Here is a 23,529-nt window from a genome sequence, read left to right on the forward strand (position 1 = left end):
TCCTATTTTTGAATCTCGATATAATGAACTTGATATTTTAGAGACATCACCGAGGAAGTAAAAGTAGAGTTAAATTGAGATATCATTTCAGTCTGGTTGAAGTTCATCTCCATCAAATCTGGTAATAAGCTTAAAAGTGCTTTTTCAAAAGAATCATAATTAAATTGAAATAATTCAACCCCAGAGTCAACATGTTTTTTTATTTCTTGGTGTGAATGAATACTAGATAATAAAGCCGGTATCCCATATGAAATAGCCTCTATGACTGACATTGGCATACCTTCAGATAAAGATGGATTTACGAGTATAGAATTTGAGCTTATTTCATTAAAAGGATTAGCTCTAAACCCCAAAAAAAACACATTTACATTAGCCATGTTTTTTAAGTTTGAAAGCTCTGGCCCATCACCATAGACATATACCTTTATATTAGAGCCATATTTTTGGTTGATATTAAATAGTGCATTAATTAAAAACTTTAAATTTTTTCTATTAATTAAACGCCCTACAAAAACTAGATTGCATTCACCTTTTAACCCTCTTACTTTTTTTATAGTATTTTTGTTAACCCCATTATAAATAGTCTCATTTTTAAATTCTAAACAGCGGCTTGCTGACTCTGATACCGTAATAACTTTATGGAATCTTTTCAGTATATTTTTATGTATAAAGAAAAAAAGATTACTTTTTAACTTACCGTATTCTCTTTTATAGTCTTCCTTTAAATTACAGTGGACTGTAGACATCACTTTTACATCTGAAGTTAACTTTAAAAAGTAAGTAAATATATCTGGGATCAAACAATGGGAATGAATTAATGCAGGCTGTAATTGAATCACTAATTTAAATAAAGAAATTAGTGATTTTACAGAAATGCCTTGGAGCTTATATATTTTTGAGCACTTACGTTTGAGTAAGTCCAGATATATATTATTTTCCCCCCAAAGATAAACTAAATGAACATCGAAATTATCTAGTTCTAGATTTTCAATCAAAGCTAAGACAACATTAGTTGGCCCACAGTTAACAATACTAGGGATGAAAATTAAAACTTTAGTTTTCATGGTTGTTCAAATATTTGATATATTTTATATATGGAGTTTTATCATTATTAATTTTTCTAGCAAACATTGCATTGTGCTTTTTTGCATCTCTGAGTTTTTCTAAAGTAAAAGCAGTCATACCTGTAGTTTTACTATTTACCCCCCAATTAATATAATGTATTCCATGAATAAGGTCTTCTTGTGAATTTTTAGAAATTAAATTATTTTTAAATACAGAGTTCATTGCTAGTGTCTGAAAAAATTTTTCATCTGGTGCATGCATGTGCTTGAATTGACTTAATAAACAACTGGTCTCTGTTTCTTTAATAAAATAAGCAGCTAATTCAGCCGAAATACACCACCATTGAGATCCCTTATAATATTTTGAAAATGTAAATTTTCTTCTTATAGGGAGGTATTGGAGGAAAAAATTCAAATATCTGGATAGATGAATTCTAAATCTATTTTGAGTTAAATAAGCCTCTCCAGGATTAGTTATTCTGGTATTATAAAAGTGAGCTTTAAAAAACTCTCTTGCTAAATCTCCTTTACTTCTGTTAATTTCGACTTCATCCCAAACGGAAATATATTCACTGGAATTATCTAACTTCTTTTTTAACTCAGATTTGGTTAATAAAGGTAAATCAGATCCGCTTATCAAAATAAATCTATCATATTTATTTTTCTGTAAAGACAACTCGAGAAGTTTTAAAGTGGCATTAACTATGCCTAATGTCCCCCATCGAGTTCTGAATCTATAATCATCCTCAACTAGGATAGTTCTATCATCTAAGCTAACCAGTTTTTCACCTTTCACTTTACGATCTAAATGAATAAAAAAACCATCTCCATCACTACAGCAATATTTTGATAAAGAAGATAAATATAAAAAATTATTATGAGCTAAACATAGAAAAGCGATTTTAATATCTTGACTCATAAATCAGTGATCTTCTTTTTCAAGGCATTAAACTCTGGGGTTAAATTTGGCATATTCATATTATTTGTATTCATGGATTTTAAAATTTTAATATTTCGACAAATATCGTTATTATCATGATTTTTCAGTAAAATAATATATTCACAATCAAGTAGCCAATCTTTATATGTTTGAATAATTTTATGATTATTATTTAGTAAAACTAAGCAAGGTGTTTTGGTAATGACGGCAAAAATCATTCCATGTAATCGATCTGTTATAAGTACATTGGCTTTTTTAAATTTATCCCATATAAGCTCTAATTCATTGATTCGTTCGCTCCAGGATAAGCCGTTTTTGTTAATGTGAGTATCAGAATGATTAACCTTTCCGTCTGAAACATTATTAATCAATTTTAATAAGTTTTCTCGCTCAATTGATGAAAATTGAGATTCCTCATCATGGCGTATACATGTTAAAATGCCTTCACGAGTAAATTTAGATTGTGACTTATTTAGGGAAAGGACAATATCAGGAGTCAAATCTACAGGACATGATATATTTTTTTTAGCGTATGAAAGAGAATTACTTTCCCGAGTAAATAAATGAAAGTCTTTGTGTGCTTCATAAATATTTTTTGATCTCTTAAAACTAAGTTCACCAACTTGACATGCTGTGAAATCAATCGTAATTGGAAAAGAAATAATTTTATTATTAGGAAAAGAGGTAACCCATTTTAATCGAAAGTTTTCAATCTCTTGATATTTATTTGTGAAATTTCCGCCTCCAACGATTGTAATAATATCATTAGGTTGAATTATACTTTTTATAAAACGTATATTAGGAAGATTACGACTTATAGGTACGTCAATTATTTGATCTGAAGGAAAGCTGTCGCGTAAGAAGTTATATTGTGCATAGCTAATTGCAACGTCTCCTAAATTACCGTAATCAGCTGCGAGCACAATAAATATTTTTCTTTGAAGTTTATTATTTTTATAATGATTTATGTTATTTTTTAAAAAATAACTTTTTATATATTGTTTGAACTTCAATGGTAACATTTTCTTCATATTTGATTGCAGTTTCATTGTTTGTTAATGACAGACCATAAAAAACTATAATGGTGTTTTTTAGGTATCAATGATGGAACAGGTTCATTTAAAATGAATTTATATTGGAATAAGGTTATAAATAATCTAAATAATGAACAAAAAAGTAATGCTATACTTATATAAATAACTATCTCTCCTTCAGTCGGTATTAAAAATAACAAAAGTAGCGGTAATATAGAAATTATTTGCCTAAAAAAAACTAAGCCCGGTTTTCCTGAAACATTAAATCTTTGAGCCAAAATCCAACCAGTACTTGATAAAATGCACTCCAGCACTAAGATTCCAAATGGATGTATTGCACCACTATAACTGATTCCAAAAATAATTGGCACCATAAAGTAACCAACTCCGTAAATCACACACCCAAATAAAAGAAGGGGACATAGAAGACATGTAAAAGCATATGAGATGATAACCGGAGAATCACCTTGATTTTTACCAGCATATTTTGAAAAAATAATTGTTGATATTGTTTCAGGTATAATACCAATAAGTCTTGAAGTGCTAAATGCAACTAAATAAATGCCTACATCACTAAAAGAACCTATTTTCATTAAAATAAACTTATCAATGGAGTTTAAAAACACACCAGTAATATTAGTAGCATACATTTTAAGACTATAATTAAAAATATCTTTTACAAAAAGTGGGTCTTTATTTATTCTAAGTTTCTCATAATTATATATCCCTTTTAATAAAATTAAGCAGCATACTGACATTGAGAAAACATTTAAAGTTATAATATGGATTATGTTGATTTTTTCTATACAGAACCAAAGTAGACAAATACCTATGGAGTTAAACAGTGGGAATGAAAATTTAGCTAAATTATATTGGAGTAGCCGCTCATCCACTTGAGATGATTGAAGTAAATACATATGAACAGTTGTAGTAACTGATGTAATAATTAGATAATATGAAAAAAAATGAAGGTCAGCATTTGATATTCTATTAATTCCAATTATAAATATAATTAAACTAAAGAATACAATTATCAAAATTGTTTTTAAAATTAAGACTCGAGATGACTTTTCAAGGTATCTACTTGAGTAAATGTATCCTGAAGACAAACCTAACTGTGAAATACTTGAAACAATCGAAGATACAAACAGAAGAACCCCCAAAATCCCTCTGTCTTCAGCCCCTAAAACTCTTGCAATAATAACACTGAACAAAAAACCAAAAAAAACCGATAAAATTGAATTTAGTAATGATTTTGAAATTAAATTTAACAAATACAACCTGAAACATTAGTTTTTTAACATTATATACCATTTAGCTACAAAACTAACAGTCTATCATATTACAATATAGAATTAATATCTTCCAAATCTCTTGCATCAATTTTAATTTCATTAAATGAAATCCCTAACTGATAAAATAAAGCAACCCCCTGCTCTATCGAGTTACAAATATTTAATACCTGTGACTTTACAAGTTCTGGGTCATTATTGACCTTTAATGCTCTATCCCAATCTGCAAACATCGAAATTAAGTTTAAACACGCATCACATTCTAAAATTAAATTGTGTCCTTTTTTGAAATCAGGAATGGTATCTAATAAATTAAAATCTTCTTGCCAGATACTCTGAGTAAGCTGTGAACCTTTTAAATAACCTTCACACCATTGAGACAATTGCTCAGGAGGCTGATTCATACAATCAGTTATCTGATAATGGCGAGTTAAAGAAAAATGCTCATGCTCTAATGCAGAATCAATTTGATTAAAAATATCAATCCACGCATGATGCACAGGTCCAGGCTCAATCACTTTAATAAACCCTTCATCTGTATTGCCAACAATTAATTCTTCTAAGTTTGCTTCTTCTATATATTCAGGACAAGAAATAAAACTTGTCATGGCACCTAGCATTTGGTTAAGTGTTAATTGGCTTGTGCACAGTGAACTCGTTAAGAAAGATTCCATAGTTAATAGTGATGTTTTATTTAACATACTTATCTAGATATTAATTAAGTTATGTAAATTATAGTTGGGATAATAGAGTTTGCAGAATATAAGATATGTCTAGGATAAATAGGACCAGCTATTATTGGCGACACTAATTTGTCGCCAATATCAATATTACTTTTCTATATAAGGAATAATTTTAGTAGGTGCAATAGAGAAGTTCAATTCATCAGAATTGTCTTTCCAGTCAGAATTCATTGTAATTGTACATCTCATATCACTACATTTTACTGCGTTATTACTTTGAGATAACAAATTAACGCGCTGATCAAATACTAAAGTGACACCAACCATATCAGGCATTAAAAAACCAAAAACAGTGCTTAAGACAAAGCCAGATAAATCATCAATTAGATCATCTAATTCAGTGTAGCTCGTATACAGCTCTGACTTAGTAAAGCGTGTTTGATGGTTGGCTAGTGCTTCGATCTGCATCACTAATTGACATTCATGTTCAGGATTTTTTGGATAAGCGATAACCATCGCTTTGTCTTTATCTAATTTCTCATCAAATGGTAGTAACAATTCCATATTCTGGGAGAAATTCAAAGGAAACTCTTGTTTTTCAGTAATGATATGCCCTTTAGATAAGATACAGCTTTCACCGCTAGAAAATTCCTTTAAGTAAAAGCCTACCTTTGCTTGGGTAAATTCACCTTTATTTACAACTTTCATACGATCATAAAAACCATCGTAAGATGCAACAAACTCTTTAGCTGTTGTGATAAAACTGGTACTAACTAATGCAACACTCAATGCGAATGTAGAAAAACGATTATTCACTAAAATATTCCTGGTTTAAACGTATCATATGGCTAATTTCATCAACATAAGCCTCTCCACGCTCAGAGTAAGCAAGTAAACCTTGTGCTAAACCTTCTGCAGAAGGCGTTTGTTGAAGCTGTCTTTGATGCGCTCTAATATCACGAAGTGATTTATAAGCACGATTGGTATTGATATTATAAAAATATGCATTTACTGCTGCACGAACAGATTTATAAGCCGCAACTTCATGGTTTGCACCTGTATTTCTATTTTTAGGTACCATGCCACACCCTTTTTTATAACACCATTGACCAAAGAAGTTCAGGCCTATTCGAGCAAAGCGTGACGTTCCCCAAGCTGACTCATTTGCGGCTTGCATTAATGCAAGTTCACTTGGCACAATATCAACACGTTCAAGCGCTAAACGAATACCCGCAGCATCAACAATATGTTTAACTTTGTACTGCTTAAAAATAGCAATCATTTGATTTAACTGTTTATCTTCTAAAGCATCATCAAATTGCAGCATCATTAATGCAATTTCTAATTGTGCGCGTTGCTGTAGAATTTGTTTATTTGCCGCTTTAACATGTGGCTTAATGTAATTAAAAAATGTTTTCTTTTTTAATTTAATATCCCTTATTACAGCAAAATCAGGTAATTTTACTGAATGTAAAGGTTGCTCAACTTTAACTTTTACAATTTTTATTTCTTTAACCGGTGTGACTGTTACTATTTCTGTTTTTTCAGGCGGGTTAATTAAAAATGGATATACAATCCCGTACAAGGTTAAACTAATCACGATAAGACGTAATGTGTTTTTAAGCATTAAAAATTCCTCTTTGTTTGTACCAAGTTAAAAATGATACGAATACAGGGTTGTTATTTATGCTTTATGATGTAAAAATCATAAAGACGTGCTTAAATAAAAAGTCCTTTTATCACACAACCCCACCAAATTTCGCGATATTATACCTGAACTGTATAAAAACGCGAATTAAGCGGTTAAAGCGTCGCTCTATCCCAATATATTGACTCTTGCGTTAATTGATATAATTGAGTGTTAAAATCTTCAAAACTGTTTAGTTTTACTATTCGACCTATAATGCACGACAAAGTATGGGTATAACAATTACATTCAAATAAGTGATAATCATAATATTTATAGGCCTCTTGCTGCGCTCTTTCTATCGCATCATAAAATATAAATGCTTCCCCTACTTTGTTACACGCTATAAAAATAGTTTCACCGCTTCTGCTAAATAAAAATCGTTTGGCTGATACCGCTTTTACCAAACCTGAACCATGTAACTCAATAATTAAGTTATCATCAATAACGATACCTGTATGTTCAAAACCGCCATAAACATGGCAACAGACAATAGTACCAGGGGTCATTTTTTGGCTTTTACTACTTGGTAGTAAATCTGAAGGCGATCTGGCTATTATGTTATTTTTACTTTTGTATCCTAACCTATCACTATCTTGTTTTTTCAGATATTTTTTATGTTGATCATTTATCAGTAATCCACCTACGATACTGGCTCCAATTATAAATATAGGTAAAGGCATTGTTACCTCCTTATGATTTGCATACACTAAGTTTATGATATAAATCTTGAAAACGTAAAATGTTAATTGTTACAAATAAATATGGAATATTGTGATGAACTCTTGGTTTCAAAGACGTAGTACAGAAGATAAAAATAGACCAAATGATCATCGAACTGCTTTTCAAAAAGATAGGTCAAGGATCATTCATGCTGCTGCATTTAGGCGCTTGCAGGCTAAAACTCAAATAATGGGAATAGGAGTTGATGATTTTTATCGCACAAGACTCACCCACTCTTTAGAAGTCGCTCAAATTGGTAGTGGCATCTTAGGACAACTTAGAAGTACACTTCAAAACACAGATTTTCTACCATGCCGTAGTCAAATAGAAACATTATGTTTAGCGCATGATATTGGTCATCCACCCTTCGGCCATGGAGGAGAAATTGCGTTAAACTACATGATGAGAGACAGTGGCGGTTTTGAGGGCAATGCCCAAACACTTAGAATTGTTTCTAAACTTGAGCCTTATACCCAAGATTTTGGCATGAACTTGACCAGAAGAACTTTATTAGGATTTATTAAATATCCTGAGTTCATTGATAAATTATGGATTAAGCAGCCTGAAATTGATCCAAACTTACCTTATATTAAAGCCGATTTATGGAAGCCTGCGAAAGGGTTATATACAGATGATACAGCTGTTTTTGATTGGATTTTAGCGCCTTTTAATAATTCTGACCAAGCCTTAATTAGACAATATAAGTCACTAGATGAATTTCGTAATAAAACAATTCACAAGTCTTTAGATGCTTCTATCATGGAACTTGCAGATGATATTGCTTATGCAGTTCATGATTTAGAAGATGCTATTGCGACAGGTATTATTAGTTTGTCTCAATGGCAAGATGTGGCATTAAATGAATTGAATAAAATATCGAGCCCTTGGATCAAAAAGAATATCTCAAGGATCACACAAAAGTTATTTTCTAAACACCACTGTGACCGTAAAGACGCGATTGGTGAGTTCGTTAATTTATTTATTACCGAAAATAAGATAGCAAAAAATAACCATGGTTTTTCATCTCCATTATTATCTTACAGTTTGTATTTACCTGAAGAATATAAGGAGATTTTACAAGTGCTCAAACGATTCATAAATAAACTTTTAATACGTCAATCACAAATGCAGCAAATTGAATTTAAAGGTCAAAAGCTTATTATAGAAATGTTTGGTGCCTTTGCGAGTGATCCTATGAGATTATTACCTGAAAATACCCAAGTTAGATGGCAGGAATTATACGAATCTACTGGCTGTGGTAATAGAGTAATATGTGATTATATTGCTGGTATGTCAGATGAATATGCTTATAAAGTACATAACAGATTATTTTCAGCACAAGTTGACTAATTTAAAAAGTATATTCAAGCTAAACGTTCAAATAAAAAAGCCAGCTGTATTATCAGCTGGCTTTTATCTATAAAGATGGTATTAATTAAGCTGTGAATATTGGCTTAATACGCGCGATAAACGTAACATCATTTTCAGTAAACTCAGATACATTTAACCACTGTGCGAGTAAGTCATTCAATTGATTCTGCTCACCTAACATTTTTTCACTTAACATCGCTATTTGTTCATCCATTTTTAACTTAGCATCACAAGCAGGTGTTTCGACTTGAGCTAAAATTTCCATACGAACCGTTAGCTGTGCTCTTGTTAACTTAATATCTTTAACTGTTTTAAGCCAATTCTCAGGCACAGTATAATCATTTATTAAAGAATCAAATAATGAAGTATATTGCGCGATTTTAGCATCACTTTCCAGTTGTGATAATTTAGAGACAATATTACTTATTAATTCATTCGTTTGAGATTTAATCTCTTTTAATGAATGTGGTATTGATAGTGCAAAAGTATTAACTTCTTTTAATAAAGCATTTATAGCTTGTGCATTAACTGCTTGAGGTACCTGTGATGTTAGTAGTGATAAAGTCTCTTCAAGTGCGATACTCTGTGCATTCATTTGCTTTTCTTGCTGCTGTTTAACAGTTTCTCTTTGAGAAAAAACATCATCATTGCACTTTCTAAAGGCTTGCCATAAATCATTTTCTGCTTTATTTCCGGCAAAACCAATTTGTCTCCACTGATCTTGCAACTGCTTTAATTGATCACATGCTTGAACAATATCCTCACTAGAAGTAAGTTCAGTTGCTTGCTCTAATAAAGCGGTTTTAAGTTCAGCATTAGATTTATGTTTTGATCTGATTTGAGATACTATCGATTTTTCAGCATTTTTGTAATTGCTCAGTAGCCCTTGATAAACTTGAGAATCAACTGATCCAGCTTGACGCCAAGATTTAGATAATTTGTTATACTCAGTTTCAAGCGCTTTAAATTCAATAATACTGTCAGTAGGTAAAGAATTTAATGCGATCATTTTTTCGATTATTTGTTCACGTTCGATCAAATGTGTTTTTCTTTGTGCTTCTTGTTCTGCAAAAAATGCTCTACAAGGGCTAAAAGCTTGTTCAAGTAATAAGTCAAATTCATTCGCTTTTAACTTAGCATCTTCACTATTTACACGGCCTAACTCATTCCAACGTTTTCTGAATAATTTAACCAAAGTTGAGCGCGATTTTGCATCATCACACTCTTGAGCAATCAATTCTTTTAATTCAGTGATAATTTCATCACGTTTTGGTTCAGCGACATATTGCTGCCACTCTTGTGCTTTTGCTAATGCTTTTTCAATTTGATCATAATCATTAACTAAACTTACCTTATAGTTTTCACTTAAAGTTTGGTAGATTTCATCCATACCTTTAAATACACCAAATGCGATATTATATCGACCTTGATCAAGCAGCCTTTTTAAATCTCTCAATTTCTTTTGAGACTGCTTACGTGCATTTTCTAGTGTGTTTTTTAACTCTTTAGTTGCATCTTGCCACTGCGTTACTAACTCATGAAATGCATTGGTATTGGCTTGTTTAACAGAAGCTGGCATTTTAGGGAGTAATGCTTTGATGTCTTTTTTCCAAACAGTAAAAGTAGATAAAGCGTCGTCAAATTGCGCTATCTCTGTAGGAATAGTCAGAGTACTAAAGCGAGCAAGGACTTCATTAAATGCTTCTGTGCAACGAATTAACTCTGGTAAAGTATTAATTTGTTTTGAGAAGTTATCTAATGATTTTTGTAAGCTGCCATGCTCAGCTAGTTTTGGTGTATGATCATTAATTTCTTTTTGAGCGTTATTTACTTGAGCTGTTAACTCAGCTGTACTCTCTGATGATGGTGTTAATAAACTGACCGCCAGTTGTTCGTCAATTTTATTTATTAAATCATTAAAATGTGCCAAAGCAGCTTTTGCTTTTTCTTGTGAAGCTCTTATAGCTAACTTTTCATTATGCTCATACTCAAGTTTCGCTAAAGCAGTTTCTAGTTTTGTTTCTAATGCCAAGTATTTTACGCTTGCTGTATTTAATTGTTCTTCCGATAACCATTTTAGCTCTAGGGCTTGCCAACTTTTAGATAATGCTTCTGATTGAGATTTAACAAGTGCATAATCTGTTTTTTCACGCAGTGCATTAAGCTTAGCTAAAATAAGTTTTACTTCTTTTTCTACAACTATCGGCATTTCTTTAGCTAGTTTTTGCTGTGCTAAGATAGCTGCAATTTTAGTTGTTACTTCACCTAGAGCTTTGCTTTGACAAATTTTTAATAACTTATATTGTTCAACTAAATCAAGGATCGCCAACTGAAATGATTCATCACCTTGTTTAAATGCAGTTTCTATTAAATTTGCTTTTGCTAAACGTTTTAGCAATTTAATCCTTAAACTCTGGCATTTATCATCTAATGCCAGTTTCTCTAATAAAGAATTCTTATTACAAGTATCTATATATTCTGACTTTATTTGTGATGGTAAACTTTCATCACTTTTTAATACAGCTTTAGAAACATGCTGCTCAGCCAAATCTTTTATGCCATTTGACTGATCTTTTTTAAATGCTTTGTACCAAATGCTGATATCATTAAGTTTATTTAGCGCTTCTTTTCTTACTTCTACAGCTTCATCAGAAAATGCGAGCGTATCTAATATTTTTGCGTCTTTTTCATCGCTAATATTTAATTTATCTACAGCACCTAATCTCACTGAAAGTTTAGGGTGTTTCCATTTAGGGGTGAATAACTGCTTAAATATCATTTTCATTAAACCTTGCTATCTCTTTTTGTTCTGCAAATTGTGACTTTAGTTCGCGTTTTGATTTCATAACCATTTCACCATCACTTGAAATAGTAAACTGTTCGTTTGATTGTTCTACTTTTGCTTGATAAAGCATGACTAACTGCACTGTTTGTTCTTTTTGTGCATCGGATAAAGCAACACCATCAGGCCAACGCCCTGTTGCAGCACCATATTTTAAACGCTCGAATAATTCTGGGGTGATATTACTAATCAGGTGTTCTAAATTCATTTATTTAGTCTTCTTTACAAATAAAAGGCGAATGCGATTAATCAAATACCAAATAAAACCAATTGCGATGGCTGATTGACTGATCAATAACTCTACTGAATCTTGCTCTGGGGCACGCGTATATAAAACTAAAAAACCTGATAAAAAGATAATCAAAGCAAGAAAAGAATGATTCATAATTTGCTGTTTTTTCTTAAGTTTAACTTCTGAAGCAATTCTTTTTTTCTCTTCGTTATCTAAGTTATTTATATTAATTTCACAATGTGGGCACTGCTGATGTTTATCTGAAATTTGCTTAGCACAACTTGGGCAGGCGATAATTGCCATCTATAAAGCTCCTTTATATGCATATCAGCACTTGAATAAAATAAAAAGAATAAAAAAGCGCTCTATTGAGCGCTGTTTATTCTATCAGGCTTAGTCGCCTTTGTCTTTTAAACTAGTGCATTTAAATGCAAGGTCTTTATCTTAGCTCATCAACAACATTTACGATTGCAGCTAATGTATCTTGACCAAACGAATATGAGCGTCTATCAGACCAACCGTAATCTGCATCTGGTAAATTGATATTATCTTTAAAAGGCATCTCAATTGTGTAAGATAAACATTTAAATTCTTCTGCAACCCAACAAGAACCCACAGTTAAATTTGCTTTACCAGGCTCGTCTTTATCGTAACCAAACTCATCCTGAAATTCTGGGGTAATTGTAAGCAATGCAGACTTAAATGACTCTTCTAATGACTTCATTTTATCATCATAACTTGGGATCCCTTCAGAGCCAGCTACGAAATTATATGGTAATGCTTCATCACCATGAATATCTAAGAACATATCCACGCCCGTAGAAAACATTTTTTCACGTACTAAAAATACTTCTGGGCTGTTTTCCATCGTAGGTGTTTGCCATTCACGGTTTAAGTTAACACCTTTGGCATTAGTACGTAAATGACCACGAACACTGCCATCAGGGTTCATATTTGGTACTATATAAAACACAGCTTTAGATAACAGTGCAGCAGCGTGGCTATCTTCATCATCTAATAATTTATGTAATAACCCTTCTGCGAACCATTCAGCCATCGTCTCACCTGGATGTTGACGTGCAGTGATCCAAATGTTCTTTTTATCTTCAGCTGGCTCACCAATACGTAAAACTGTCATATCGCGATTATCTAATGTTTGACCCAGTGTTTCTATCTCACAAATCTCATGCCCTTGTGCCCAATAAACAAGATCTAAATGGCGCTCGTAGCTGTAAGGTGCAAAATAAGCAATATATAAATGAGAACATTCTGGCTCACATTCAATTGTTAATGTGCCGTTTTCATATGAAGTCGGTAATCTAAACCAGGTTTGACGATCGTATGACGCAACTGCTTGGTAGTTATCCCAACCCTCTGGGTAAGCGGAGTTTTCTAGGTTACTGATATTTATTTTATGAAGTTGGTCTTGTTGTGTCTCTAAACGAAAATGAAACCATTGAAAAAAATCTGACTCATGGTCTTTTTGTATCTCTAATTGAATATCTAACGGATTCTGGGCCGCTTTAACAACAATGTTACCACTATCAAATTGACTTGATATTTTCATTTTAAATAACCTTTAACTGTTCTTTTATAATGTGTGAAAATCGATCTTAGCATAAATAGGAAATAAAAAAGCCATCTTACGATGGCTTTTAAAAGAGTTATTGCTCGTTCTGTTTATTTTTAATTCGTTCTTCCCAGAAATCTGCTTTTTCTATTCCTAAAGCTTTAGGATCGAATGTATAAGTTTCTACACCTGCTTTTCTTTGTGATTCATAATCTTTAAGCGCTTTAATTGCAGGCTTTGCCATAAAGAAGATAATTAGAATACCGATTATATTTAACCATGCCATCATACCTACGCCGATATCGCCTAGTGCCCAAGCTAAATCAGCTGCTTTAACCGTACCATAGAAAGTAGCAAGCATAATTAAAACTTTTAGAGCAAATGTTAAGCCCGGAAGTTTTAAAGTGCGTTTAATATAATAAACATTGTTTTCTGCAATAAAGTAATAAGCCAGTATTGTAGTGAAAGCAAAGAAGAAAAGCGCTAGTGCGATAAATGGCTTACCCACACCTGTAAAGACACTTTCAACGGCTATTTGTGTATAAGCGGGGCTATTTGCAGCAACATCCGCTGCTACATTTTGAATAATAAATGTTTCTTCAGCGCCTGGCACATGCACATTATACATACCTGTGATAAGGATCATAAATGCAGTCGCTGAACAGACAAAAATTGTATCTATATATACAGAGAAAGCTTGAACTAAACCTTGTTGTGCTGGGTGCTCTACTTCTGCGGCAGCAGCTGCGTGAGGGCCTGTCCCCTGACCTGCTTCATTAGAGTAAACACCGCGTTTTACACCCCAACCAATCGCAGCACCAACACCAGCCATAGGCGTAAATGCATCTCCAATTATTAACATAAAGATTTCTGGAACTCGGTCTATATTTAATACAATAATTACAACTGAAATAATGATGTAAGCCAAAGCCATAAATGGCACAACTACTTGTGTAAAGTTTGCAATACGTTTAACACCACCAAAAATGATAAAACCAAGTAACATTACAATACCAGTAGCGACATATACTTTTACCATGCTCACTGTACCTAGCGCTGTGTCTATTGTGCTACCTTGACCAAAGACTTGAACAACAGCTTCACCAATACCATTAGACTGTACCATAGGCAAAAGCAATCCAGTTGCTATAATAGTTGCGATTGCAAAGAACCAAGCATACCATTTTTGCCCCATTGCTTTTTCAATATAATAAGCTGGACCACCACGGTATTGACCGTCTGTTTCTTCTTTATAAATTTGGGCAAGTGTTGATTCGATGTATGCAGTAGCAGAACCTAAAAAAGCAACCACCCACATCCAAAATACGGCACCCGGGCCACCAAAACCAATTGCTGCTGCAACACCTGCAATGTTACCCGTTCCAACACGGCCAGATAATGAGACCGCTAAAGCTTGAAAGGAAGAGATCCCCTTTTCTGAACTTTTACCAGACAATAACAAACGGAACATTTCTTTGAATAATCTCAATTGCACAAAACGTGTCATAACAGAGAAAAATAAACCAGTGCCTAGGCATAGATAAATTAAAACCGGGCTCCAGATAATACTATTTAAAAAAGTGACTATTTCTTGCACTTGTATACTCCGTTTTTATTATAATTATGTTAATTGCGGGTAAAGTATCACACCCAGTAAGGTGTGATCAATAAACGAGGTGACATCTCTGATAAATGAGATGAATTAAAATTTGGATAAAAAAAATGCTGTTCAATTAATTGAACAGCATTTATATCTTATTTACTATCTATCTTGGTAAGCTTGGGTGAGTAACTTCAGCCATATCACGCATTACACGTACTACCTGACAGCTATAACCAAACTCATTATCATACCAAACGTAAAGTACTACACGTTTACCATCAACAATTGTTGCTTGTGAATCTACAACTCCTGCGTAACGGCTGCCAACTAAATCTGTAGAAACGATTTCAGTTGATGCAGTGTAATCAATCTGATCACGTAAGTCAGAGTAAAGTGCTGTTTCACGTAAATATTCATTTAGCTCTTCAACCGTTGTTTCATTTTTAAGGTTGATGTTTAAAATAGCCATTGAAACATTAGGTGTAGGTACACGAATAGCATTACCCGTTAATTTACCTTCTAATTCAGGTAAAGCTTTTGATACTGCTTTTGCAGCACCCGTAGATGTAATTACCATATTTAATGCAGCGGCACGTCCGCGACGCTCAGCTGAATGATAGTTATCAATTAGGTTTTGATCATTTGTGTAAGAGTGAACCGTTTCAACATGACCGTTTTCAATACCAAACTTGTCATTTAATGCTTTTAAAGTTGGAGTGATAGCATTTGTTGTACAGCTTGCTGCTGATACTATTTTATCTTCATTTAAGATATCTTTGTTATTTACGCCGTAAACAACATTTTTAATAGCGCCTTTAGCAGGAGCTGTTAATAATACTTTTGAAGTACCTTTAGATTTAAGGTGTAGACCTAGGCCATCTTCATCTTTCCAGATACCTGTATTATCAACAACTAATGCGTTTTCAATACCGTATGCAGTGTAATCCACTTCATCAGGTGAATTTGCATAAATTACCTGAATGTAAGCGCCGTTAGCTTTGATTACTTTTAATTCTTCATCAACAGTTATTGAACCATTAAAAGGACCGTGGATTGAATCACGACGCAATAAACTTGCACGTTTTTCTAAATCACCTTTACGGCCACCACGTACAACAATTGCACGTAAGTTTAAGTTAGCGTGTGGACCACCTTGCTCAATTAATAAACGCGCTAATAAGCGACCAATACGGCCAAAACCATAAAGTACAACGTCACGTGGTTTTTCGTTGTGAGAAGTTTCATTGATTTCAGTTAATTCGTCAGTTAGGTATTGCTCAATAGAGCGACCTGCCGCTACATTTTTATAAATGTATGCGTAAGCTAATTTACCGATATCGATTCTAGCTGATGCTAAATCCATTTTGCTGATAGCTTCTAGGAATGGAAAGCTTTCACGTAAACGAAGCTTATTTTCTTCAAACTGAGCAACTGTTTTATGTGCTTTAATCACGTCAATTGTACTAGCGCTAACTAGTGGACGACCATATACGGCAATTTCTATGCCTGATTTACGGTAAAGTTTACCTATGATTGGCTGCATGCTTTCAGCGTAATCTTGGCGTTCCTGCCAACTATTCTGATAATCTTGTTCGTGAGATGAAGTCATTTTTTCTGCCTAATATAAACAAATTTTGAACGGATAGCCCCTATGGGCGCGCATATTATAATTGAAAATTCATTTTTTCTCTAGCCCTGTCATCATTGATTTGATTACGCTAAACTAAATACATAAAACGAATAAGGGAATTATAATTAGGATGAAGATCAAATACGCATTAATTTTTGCACCGTTATTTCTAATTGGTTGCGAAAGGCAAATATCAGTGCGTGAAGTATGTGATTTAAACGAAAGCTTTTGTAGTGACTTAAATACTGATGGACACTGTAATGCAATTCGCTCTGAAGTCATTGTTAAACGCCATTTAGAAAAACAAGACCCATCAGATGAAAACAAATATAATTTGTTACTAGATTTTGAAGAGTACTCCAGCTGTATACATCTAGCATCTCAAATAGAGCACATAAAGCTCAAAGAAAAGAAAAACTCACGTATAAAAGGCTATATGACCAGCTTAAGAGAAATAAAGCGCCTTATTGCTGAAACAAAAGATACCTCCCATCCGGGCATACTTTACTACCAATGGTCTCATACAAATGATGAAGCCGCTTTAAATAAGTTTTTGAGTTTAGAAAACGCTGAGTCAATGAAAAATACCCAAATGCAATTTTTATTGGCGACGTATTATATTAAATTTGATTTAGAAAAAACCGTAAATTTATTATATCGTGCTTTAGAACTAAATCCCGAAGATGGCACACCGAACAATGAAATATATAAAACCTTAGTAAATATCTTTTATAAACAAAAGAAGTATAAACATGCTTATATTTGGGCCTTAATTGCAAAAGAATCTGGTATTGAAAATATTGAAATCACACCGTTAGAACATATGTTGGAGACCCAAGGTAAATCTTTAAATAATTTAGAGGAACTAGCCAATAAGACACAAGAACAAATTGAAAATGGTACTTTTTTCTCCCCAAGGGATTTTTAACTTTTAGAGTTCAAAGCAATAAAAAAGGTAGCTGATAGCTACCTTTTTTACTTTTGAAACACACAATTATTTATTGCTAGTTCCAACTTCTACCCTTGTTTTGAGCTTTTGCCCAGGGCGGAAGGTTACAACACGACGAGCCGCGATAGGAATATCTTCACCCGTTTTAGGGTTTCTACCCGGTCGTTCACTTTTATCACGAAGATCAAAGTTGCCGAAACCTGAAAGCTTAATTTGTTCACCATTCTCTAGAGCAGAGCGAATTTTCTCAAAAAAAGTTTCAACTATTTCTTTGGCATCTTTTTTATTGATCCCCAATTTTACAAAAAGGTGTTCTGCTATGTCGGCTTTTGTAAGCGCCATATTTAGTCCCTCAAGGAAGCATTAAATTTTTCGGCCAATGAGGCCACCACTTGGTCAACCACTAAGTTGATATCTTTCTCTTCAAGAGTCCGCTCAACATTTTGTAGTGTTAGGGCAATTGCAAGACTCTTATAACCAGAGTCAATTCCTTTCCCCTTGTACACATCGAACAAGTTTAGCTCAACCAGTTGATTTCCGCCAACATTTTCTATCATTGTTAGAATATCACCTGAATTTACCTCTTCTTTGACTACAATTGCGATATCTCGGCGGTTCGCAGGGAACTTTGAGATGTCTTGAGCCAATGGTAATTTACGTGTTTCTAACCCTAACATTTCGATTTCAAAAACAAAAGTTTGGTTATTGATATCTAGTTTAGTTTGAATTTGTGGATGCAGAGCACCTAAAAATCCAATTTTTTTATTATTTCTGTAAATCGCTGCAGATTGACCTGGATGTAGGCCTTCAACTTGCTCAGCTTTGATCTCAAACGATGATTTATCCGCTGTTAATGCTAATAGTGATTCAACATCACCTTTAAGGTCAAAAAAGTCAACTGAACGTGTAGCAACATCCCAATGTTCACCAACTGTTGAACCTGAGATGGCACCGCTGATCACTGGCGTTTGTAATACGCCATTTTCGGCACTTTCATCTTTTATAAATTTTAAGCCATGTTCAAACAAACGGATACGCGCTTGTTGACGATTTTGGTTATAAACTTGAGATGATAGTAAGCCTGGAAGCATACTGACACGCATCACTGACATTTCGATTGAAATTGGATGTGGTAATACAAGCGGATTTGCACTTGGGTGTAGGATACTTTGTACCTTAGGATCTACAAAGCTATATGTGATTGCTTCTTGATAGCCTAATGTTACTAAAGTATTTCTTACTTTATTCGTACTTAAATCAGCTTCATTATGACGTGTCATTTTTAATGCTGCTTTTGGTGCAACATTTGGGATATTATTATATCCGTAAACACGTGCAACTTCTTCTATTAAGTCTTCTTCTATGCTTATATCGAATCTGTAACTCGGAATATCCGCTTGCCACTGTTCATTATCAAATGACACAGTTAAACCTAAGCGAGTTAGGATATCAGTTACTTGCTCTTGAGAAATAACATGACCAATTACTTTATTTAAACGTGATTGACGTAAAGTTACTGTTTTTGACTTTGGTAGTTTTTCATTTGCAACAGCTTCAACAACTGGCCCTGCCGCACCACCAACAACAGTTAATAAAAGCGCAGTAGCGCGTTCCATAGCGTCATGCTGCAATTGATGATCAACACCACGTTCGTAGCGATGTGATGCATCAGTGTGCAAACCGTACTTACGTGCTTGACCAGCTATTGCAAGCGGGCTGAAAAAAGCACTTTCTAATAAGATATCTTTAGTTTCTGTTGTTACACCAGATTTTTCGCCACCAAAAATGCCAGCCATAGCTAATGATTTTTCGTGATCAGCGATTACTAAAGTAGATGCATCTAACTTAACGGTATTACCATCCAGTAATAATAGTTCTTCGTTTTGCTCAGCACTGCGAACTTTGATACCGCCTTTAATTGATGCTAAGTCAAACGCGTGCATAGGATGACCAAGTTCTAGCAATACGTAATTTGTTACATCTACGATTGCATCAATTGAACGAATGCCACTTCTACGTAATTTTTCAACCATCCATAATGGTGTTTGCGCATCTAGATTAACATTCTTAATCACACGACCTAAATAACGTGGACAAGCATCAGAGTTTACAAGTTCAATATCAATTTTATCGTCTATTGTTGGTACAACCGCTTCGATAACTAATTCTTGAACGTCAAGGCTATTTAATACGCCTACTTCACGGGCAATACCTTTAAGCCCTAGACAATCACTTCTGTTAGCCGTTAAGTCAACATCAATGATTTTATCTTCAAGGTCGAAGTATTCACGGATATCTTGGCCAATAGTTACATTTTGTGGTAATTCCAGAATACCGTCAGAACTTTCGCTCATACCTAATTCTTCAAAAGCACATAACATGCCCATTGAAGGCTGACCGCGTAGTTTCGCTTTTTTGATTTTAAAGTTACCTGGAAGGATTGCACCTACTTTGGCAACTGCTACTTTAAGACCAACACGACAGTTTGCTGCACCACATACGATATCTAGTGGCTCGGCTTCACCAACATTTACTTTTGTAACTTGTAACTTATCAGCATCTGGATGTTGCTCAGCAGAAATCACTTCACCGATAACAACACCTGTGAAATCACCCGCAACAGGATCAATACCATCAACTTCTAGTCCAGCCATTGATAGTTGTTCCGATAGAGCATTGGTATCCATATTTGGATTAACCCATTCTCTTAACCACTTTTCACTAAATTTCATCTATTTTCTCTCTGTTTGGTTAAGAAATTCTAACGGAATTGATTTAAGAATTTTAAATCGTTTTCAAAGAATGCACGTAAATCATTTACGCCATAACGCAGCATAGTTAAACGCTCAACACCCATGCCAAAAGCAAAACCTGTGTATTTTTCTGGATCGATACCAACTGAACGTAGAACATTAGGGTGAACCATGCCACAACCCAATACTTCTAGCCATTTACCATTTTTTCCCATCACATCAACTTCAGCTGATGGTTCAGTAAATGGGAAGTAAGACGGTCTAAAACGAATTTCCATGTCTTCTTCGAAAAAGTTTCTTAAGAAGTCATGTAAAATACCTTTTAATTCAGTAAAACTCACATCAGTATCAACCATCAAACCTTCAACTTGATGGAACATAGGAGTATGTGTTTGATCGTAATCATTTCGATAAACTTTACCTGGTGAAATAATACGTAAAGGCGGTTTTTCATTTTCCATAGTACGGATCTGAACACCACTTGTTTGAGTACGTAATACTAATTTAGGATTAAAGTAAAAAGTATCATGATCAGCACGCGCTGGATGGTGTTCTGGAATATTCAAAGCATCAAAGTTATGAAAATCATCTTCAATTTCAGGGCCTGATTTCACTTCAAAACCAAGCTCACCAAAAAAGCTTTCAATACGCTGTATTGTACGTGTTACTGGATGCAGACCTGCTGTAGGCATAGATCTACCAGGTAGCGTCACATCAATCGTTTCAGCAGCTAGTTTAGCTTCTAAAGCAGCTGAAACTAATTGCTCACGTTTTTCATTAATTTTTGCCTGAACTTCTTGTTTTGCTTGGTTAATAACTTGACCAGCATTTTTACGTTCAGCAGGGTCCATTTTACCTAAACTTTTAAGTAAACTGGTGATTTCACCTTTTTTACCTAGGTAATTTACGCGCGCATCTTCTAAATGGGCGATTTCACTTGCATTCTCAACCGCACTCAGCGCTTGAGATAAGATATTTTCTAAATTCATTAGACTTTGATCTCTTTAAAGAGGCAGATATTTTTTCAGGGCAATATGATAACTGATATTAGCAAGAAGATGCTAGTTTAGAGCGTAAAAACTATAAGTTAAGTGTTGTTTTTATGAAAGGAATGGTAATTTTGCGTTGTTGAACGATTGACGCGTGATCTAATTTATTTAAAACGTCTACCAAAGCACGCATATCCCTACTTAACCTTGTTAATAAAAATCGCGCACATTCTAACGATAATTCAAGTCCACGCATTTTGGCTCTTTTAACAAGGGCTTCAGCTTTATCATCATCACTCATAGATCGAATTTGAAATGTGGTGCCCCATTTTAGACGAGACTCTAAATCAGGCAATGCAATATTTAGCATATCTGGCAGTAAGTCTGCAGCAAAGATTAAAACTTTGCCACTTTCATTAAAACGATTATAAAAATTAAAAAGTGCTTTTTCCCATTTTGGGTTTTGTGCAACAAGCTGTAAGTCATCGATACATAAGACATCCATAGATTCTAGACCAAAAAGCAGGTCTGGCGATAGATCGATTATATCACTCATTGTCAGTAAAATAGTTGATAAACCAAGTTCCTGCGCTTTAACACAACTCGCATACAATAAATGGGATTTACCTGATTCAGCTAAGCCGCATAAATAAGTAAATTCAAATTTATTATCTTGCTTTGATTTTTCAAGAACAGATTCTAAATGCATGACTACCTGTGAGTTTTCACCCCCAAAGTAACTCGAGAAAGTTTCATCATCGGGTAAAGTAACGGGTAAAGCCATTTGCATTGGTTCAATAGTCATTAATTTAAACCAACCCAGCGATAGGAATTTTTTGGGTTCTCTTTAACAGAAGCCAAAGGGTCAAATAATTTAACAAATGAGCTATCTAGTTCAAGTGCTTTTGCTAAATCAAGTGGGCTACCAGAGAGTCTGAGTTGCAAGTGGAACTTGTTATTTTTTACAACTTTAAGTAATACCGAGTCAACCACAGAAAAGCTTAATAGTTGTCTCTTAGCTAATTCAACATTTGTAAAATTCTTTAGCCCTGTAAGTGTTATATCAAAAAGACCGTTTTCATTAAATTTTAAAGCTTCTACTGCATATTGAATTGCGAGTTTGTCTGAAACATCATCAATCATTTGACCAACGATTTGTTGTTTGTCACCTACAAGTTCATTTAAGGAAAACTGGGACTCATCACTAAAACGCCAGTCGAGTTTCCATAAATTATTATTAACATCTTGATATAGTCTTGCTGTTACAATTCTTTCTGAATTATATTTTTCTGATGCTTTAATAATAGGAGCGGAGAAGTTTGCCCAAACATCTGTTACTGAGACCAGTTGTCTGTCTTCCAAATCAAGTAATGGTATGACAATAGGAAGTCCCCTTCTGGACGCTTTATCAGTAAGTAGTTGTTCTAATTGCGGATAGCTATCCTGCGTAACTAATTCACGTCGATATTCGTCTTCTGTAGCGAGCCACAATGCAACTAAAGGTCTTCGATTACCCCAGATTGGTAACTCTTCAGATTCTAGCAGTCTATCTACCTTGCTCGCTTCAAATTGCACAACCAAAAATTGTTGATCATTATTTCCGTCAAAATACTCATACTTAAGCATATAGGATGGTATATTTCGCTTTGCTTTTCTAATTGAATTGCTTGTCATATCAATATTTTGACCACTGACCTTTAAAAGTACCTTGCCTAAAGCATCTTTACTTGCAGCTAAACGAGATGTTCTTGTTTTGTCATTAACTAAGATTTTATATTGATACAGATCTTTTACTTCTACCCCTTTAGAAAAAGCAGCAAAAAATAATAGGAATATAATTAGTAGAGTTTTATACACAGAAATCAAAGTTTTAATTCAAAGGCAACTAGATCCTAAAGCAATCAATCAAACAAATCAAAAGTATTTTTAAAGGCAATGCTTTGAAGGGACAGCAAACGCTAAAAGCTTTAGGAAAGCTCAGAGTATATGATGATTAAAATGACAATTCTTAAAATAAAAAAGATACTTTTCTGTATCGGGCTCTTCTTCTGATTATGGGAGTGGAGACTGCTGTTATCGCAAGTTAATCTTAATAATATTAAACTCAGAAAAGTAAAAAAGCCGATACATTTCTGTATCGGCTTTCTACTAATTAGGAGCCTGGCGA

Annotated in this window: 21 protein-coding genes; 2 read left to right on the top strand and 19 right to left on the bottom strand. The window is 33.9% G+C overall.

Features of this window, described 5'->3' with window-relative positions; genetic code table 11:
* Positions 1–2 precede the first annotated feature (2 nt).
* The 8 genes from KO527_RS04510 to KO527_RS04545 form a co-directional block, all read right to left on the bottom strand.
* Positions 3–1,064: a glycosyltransferase gene (locus KO527_RS04510; RefSeq protein ID WP_216039165.1), complete on the bottom strand. Its 1,062-nt coding sequence runs from the start codon at positions 1,062–1,064 to the stop codon at positions 3–5.
* Positions 1,054–1,983 (bottom strand): beta-1,6-N-acetylglucosaminyltransferase, encoded by a 930-nt coding sequence (locus KO527_RS04515; RefSeq protein ID WP_216039166.1) that lies wholly within the window; start codon positions 1,981–1,983, stop codon positions 1,054–1,056. The genes KO527_RS04510 and KO527_RS04515 overlap by 11 nt, the downstream gene beginning before the upstream one ends.
* Entirely contained in the window at positions 1,980–3,035 is a 1,056-nt protein-coding gene (locus KO527_RS04520) for a polysaccharide pyruvyl transferase family protein (protein WP_216039167.1), read from the bottom strand. Before KO527_RS04520 ends, KO527_RS04515 begins: the two co-directional genes overlap by 4 nt.
* 14 nt (positions 3,036–3,049) lie before the next feature.
* Positions 3,050–4,312: an oligosaccharide flippase family protein gene (locus KO527_RS04525; protein WP_216039168.1), complete on the bottom strand. Its 1,263-nt coding sequence runs from the start codon at positions 4,310–4,312 to the stop codon at positions 3,050–3,052.
* A gap of 68 nt (positions 4,313–4,380) precedes the next feature.
* Complete coding sequence (locus KO527_RS04530; RefSeq protein WP_216039169.1) at positions 4,381–5,031, bottom strand: UPF0149 family protein; 651 nt, start codon at positions 5,029–5,031, stop codon at positions 4,381–4,383.
* Positions 5,032–5,160: 129 nt separating this feature from the next.
* Entirely contained in the window at positions 5,161–5,829 is a 669-nt protein-coding gene (locus KO527_RS04535) for a DUF2987 domain-containing protein (RefSeq protein WP_216039170.1), read from the bottom strand.
* The gene (locus KO527_RS04540; RefSeq protein ID WP_216039171.1) at positions 5,822–6,640 is read right to left on the bottom strand and encodes a glucosaminidase domain-containing protein; all 819 of its coding nucleotides are present in this window, start codon (positions 6,638–6,640) and stop codon (positions 5,822–5,824) included. Before KO527_RS04540 ends, KO527_RS04535 begins: the two co-directional genes overlap by 8 nt.
* A gap of 176 nt (positions 6,641–6,816) precedes the next feature.
* Positions 6,817–7,383, bottom strand: coding sequence for a hypothetical protein (locus tag KO527_RS04545; protein WP_216039172.1), 567 nt, complete (start codon positions 7,381–7,383; stop codon positions 6,817–6,819).
* 94 nt (positions 7,384–7,477) lie between these two features.
* On the opposite strand from KO527_RS04545, the gene KO527_RS04550 reads away from it, so the two are divergent.
* The gene (locus KO527_RS04550) at positions 7,478–8,773 is read left to right on the top strand and encodes an anti-phage deoxyguanosine triphosphatase (RefSeq protein ID WP_216039173.1); all 1,296 of its coding nucleotides are present in this window, start codon (positions 7,478–7,480) and stop codon (positions 8,771–8,773) included.
* Between the two features lie 85 nt (positions 8,774–8,858).
* Here KO527_RS04550 and KO527_RS04555 read toward each other — a convergent pair whose 3' ends face one another.
* The 6 genes from KO527_RS04555 to KO527_RS04580 all read right to left on the bottom strand — a co-directional run bounded on the left by KO527_RS04555 (position 8,859) and on the right by KO527_RS04580 (position 16,650).
* Positions 8,859–11,579, bottom strand: a complete 2,721-nt coding sequence (locus KO527_RS04555) for a DUF349 domain-containing protein (protein ID WP_216039174.1) — start codon at positions 11,577–11,579, stop codon at positions 8,859–8,861.
* On the bottom strand, positions 11,563–11,844 hold the full coding sequence (locus KO527_RS04560) for a DUF1315 family protein (RefSeq protein ID WP_042151004.1): 282 nt from the start codon (positions 11,842–11,844) through the stop codon (positions 11,563–11,565). Before KO527_RS04560 ends, KO527_RS04555 begins: the two co-directional genes overlap by 17 nt.
* Positions 11,845–12,171: a hypothetical protein gene (locus tag KO527_RS04565; RefSeq protein ID WP_042151006.1), complete on the bottom strand. Its 327-nt coding sequence runs from the start codon at positions 12,169–12,171 to the stop codon at positions 11,845–11,847. It lies immediately after the preceding gene.
* A gap of 136 nt (positions 12,172–12,307) precedes the next feature.
* Entirely contained in the window at positions 12,308–13,435 is a 1,128-nt protein-coding gene (locus tag KO527_RS04570) for a M14-type cytosolic carboxypeptidase (RefSeq protein WP_216039175.1), read from the bottom strand.
* Positions 13,436–13,532: 97 nt separating this feature from the next.
* Positions 13,533–15,035, bottom strand: coding sequence for an alanine/glycine:cation symporter family protein (locus tag KO527_RS04575; protein ID WP_216039176.1), 1,503 nt, complete (start codon positions 15,033–15,035; stop codon positions 13,533–13,535).
* Positions 15,036–15,204: 169 nt separating this feature from the next.
* Positions 15,205–16,650, bottom strand: coding sequence for a glyceraldehyde-3-phosphate dehydrogenase (locus KO527_RS04580; RefSeq protein WP_216039177.1), 1,446 nt, complete (start codon positions 16,648–16,650; stop codon positions 15,205–15,207).
* Positions 16,651–16,801: 151 nt separating this feature from the next.
* Between KO527_RS04580 and KO527_RS04585 the strand changes: the two genes are divergently transcribed.
* A complete protein-coding gene (locus tag KO527_RS04585) occupies positions 16,802–17,599 on the top strand; it encodes a DUF2989 domain-containing protein (RefSeq protein ID WP_216039178.1) in 798 nt (265 codons plus the stop codon).
* A 66-nt stretch (positions 17,600–17,665) separates the two neighbouring features.
* On the opposite strand, the gene ihfA is transcribed toward KO527_RS04585, so the two are convergent.
* From ihfA to KO527_RS04610, 5 genes are all read right to left on the bottom strand, one after another.
* Positions 17,666–17,962: an integration host factor subunit alpha gene (gene ihfA / locus KO527_RS04590; protein WP_042151020.1), complete on the bottom strand. Its 297-nt coding sequence runs from the start codon at positions 17,960–17,962 to the stop codon at positions 17,666–17,668.
* A gap of 2 nt (positions 17,963–17,964) precedes the next feature.
* Entirely contained in the window at positions 17,965–20,352 is a 2,388-nt protein-coding gene (gene pheT, locus KO527_RS04595; protein WP_216039179.1) for a phenylalanine--tRNA ligase subunit beta, read from the bottom strand.
* 29 nt (positions 20,353–20,381) lie between these two features.
* Positions 20,382–21,362, bottom strand: a complete 981-nt coding sequence (gene pheS, locus KO527_RS04600; RefSeq protein ID WP_216039180.1) for a phenylalanine--tRNA ligase subunit alpha — start codon at positions 21,360–21,362, stop codon at positions 20,382–20,384.
* A gap of 91 nt (positions 21,363–21,453) precedes the next feature.
* Entirely contained in the window at positions 21,454–22,167 is a 714-nt protein-coding gene (hda, locus tag KO527_RS04605; RefSeq protein ID WP_216039181.1) for a DnaA regulatory inactivator Hda, read from the bottom strand.
* The gene (locus KO527_RS04610; RefSeq protein ID WP_216039182.1) at positions 22,167–23,219 is read right to left on the bottom strand and encodes a DUF2066 domain-containing protein; all 1,053 of its coding nucleotides are present in this window, start codon (positions 23,217–23,219) and stop codon (positions 22,167–22,169) included. The genes hda and KO527_RS04610 overlap by 1 nt, the downstream gene beginning before the upstream one ends.
* Positions 23,220–23,529: the final 310 nt, after the last annotated feature.

Origin of the sequence: Pseudoalteromonas sp. C2R02 (assembly GCF_018860845.1) — a bacterium.
Classification (GTDB): domain Bacteria; phylum Pseudomonadota; class Gammaproteobacteria; order Enterobacterales; family Alteromonadaceae; genus Pseudoalteromonas.

Bases quoted from the DNA above. Each gene is read 5' to 3' on its own strand.
- hda (WP_216039181.1), bottom strand. From the start codon at position 22,167: ATGACTATTGAACCAATGCAAATGGCTTTACCCGTTACTTTACCCGAT.
- pheT (WP_216039179.1), bottom strand. From the start codon at position 20,352: ATGAAATTTAGTGAAAAGTGGTTAAGAGAATGGGTTAATCCAAATATG.
- KO527_RS04585 (WP_216039178.1), top strand. From the start codon at position 16,802: ATGAAGATCAAATACGCATTAATTTTTGCACCGTTATTTCTAATTGGT.
- KO527_RS04540 (WP_216039171.1), bottom strand. From the start codon at position 6,640: ATGCTTAAAAACACATTACGTCTTATCGTGATTAGTTTAACCTTGTAC.
- KO527_RS04560 (WP_042151004.1), bottom strand. From the start codon at position 11,844: ATGAATTTAGAACACCTGATTAGTAATATCACCCCAGAATTATTCGAG.
- KO527_RS04580 (WP_216039177.1), bottom strand. From the start codon at position 16,650: ATGACTTCATCTCACGAACAAGATTATCAGAATAGTTGGCAGGAACGC.
- KO527_RS04550 (WP_216039173.1), top strand. From the start codon at position 7,478: ATGAACTCTTGGTTTCAAAGACGTAGTACAGAAGATAAAAATAGACCA.
- KO527_RS04515 (WP_216039166.1), bottom strand. From the start codon at position 1,983: ATGAGTCAAGATATTAAAATCGCTTTTCTATGTTTAGCTCATAATAAT.
- KO527_RS04545 (WP_216039172.1), bottom strand. From the start codon at position 7,383: ATGCCTTTACCTATATTTATAATTGGAGCCAGTATCGTAGGTGGATTA.
- KO527_RS04565 (WP_042151006.1), bottom strand. From the start codon at position 12,171: ATGGCAATTATCGCCTGCCCAAGTTGTGCTAAGCAAATTTCAGATAAA.
- ihfA (WP_042151020.1), bottom strand. From the start codon at position 17,962: ATGGCGCTTACAAAAGCCGACATAGCAGAACACCTTTTTGTAAAATTG.
- pheS (WP_216039180.1), bottom strand. From the start codon at position 21,362: ATGAATTTAGAAAATATCTTATCTCAAGCGCTGAGTGCGGTTGAGAAT.
- KO527_RS04520 (WP_216039167.1), bottom strand. From the start codon at position 3,035: ATGAAGAAAATGTTACCATTGAAGTTCAAACAATATATAAAAAGTTAT.
- KO527_RS04530 (WP_216039169.1), bottom strand. From the start codon at position 5,031: ATGTTAAATAAAACATCACTATTAACTATGGAATCTTTCTTAACGAGT.
- KO527_RS04555 (WP_216039174.1), bottom strand. From the start codon at position 11,579: ATGAAAATGATATTTAAGCAGTTATTCACCCCTAAATGGAAACACCCT.
- KO527_RS04510 (WP_216039165.1), bottom strand. From the start codon at position 1,064: ATGAAAACTAAAGTTTTAATTTTCATCCCTAGTATTGTTAACTGTGGG.
- KO527_RS04570 (WP_216039175.1), bottom strand. From the start codon at position 13,435: ATGAAAATATCAAGTCAATTTGATAGTGGTAACATTGTTGTTAAAGCG.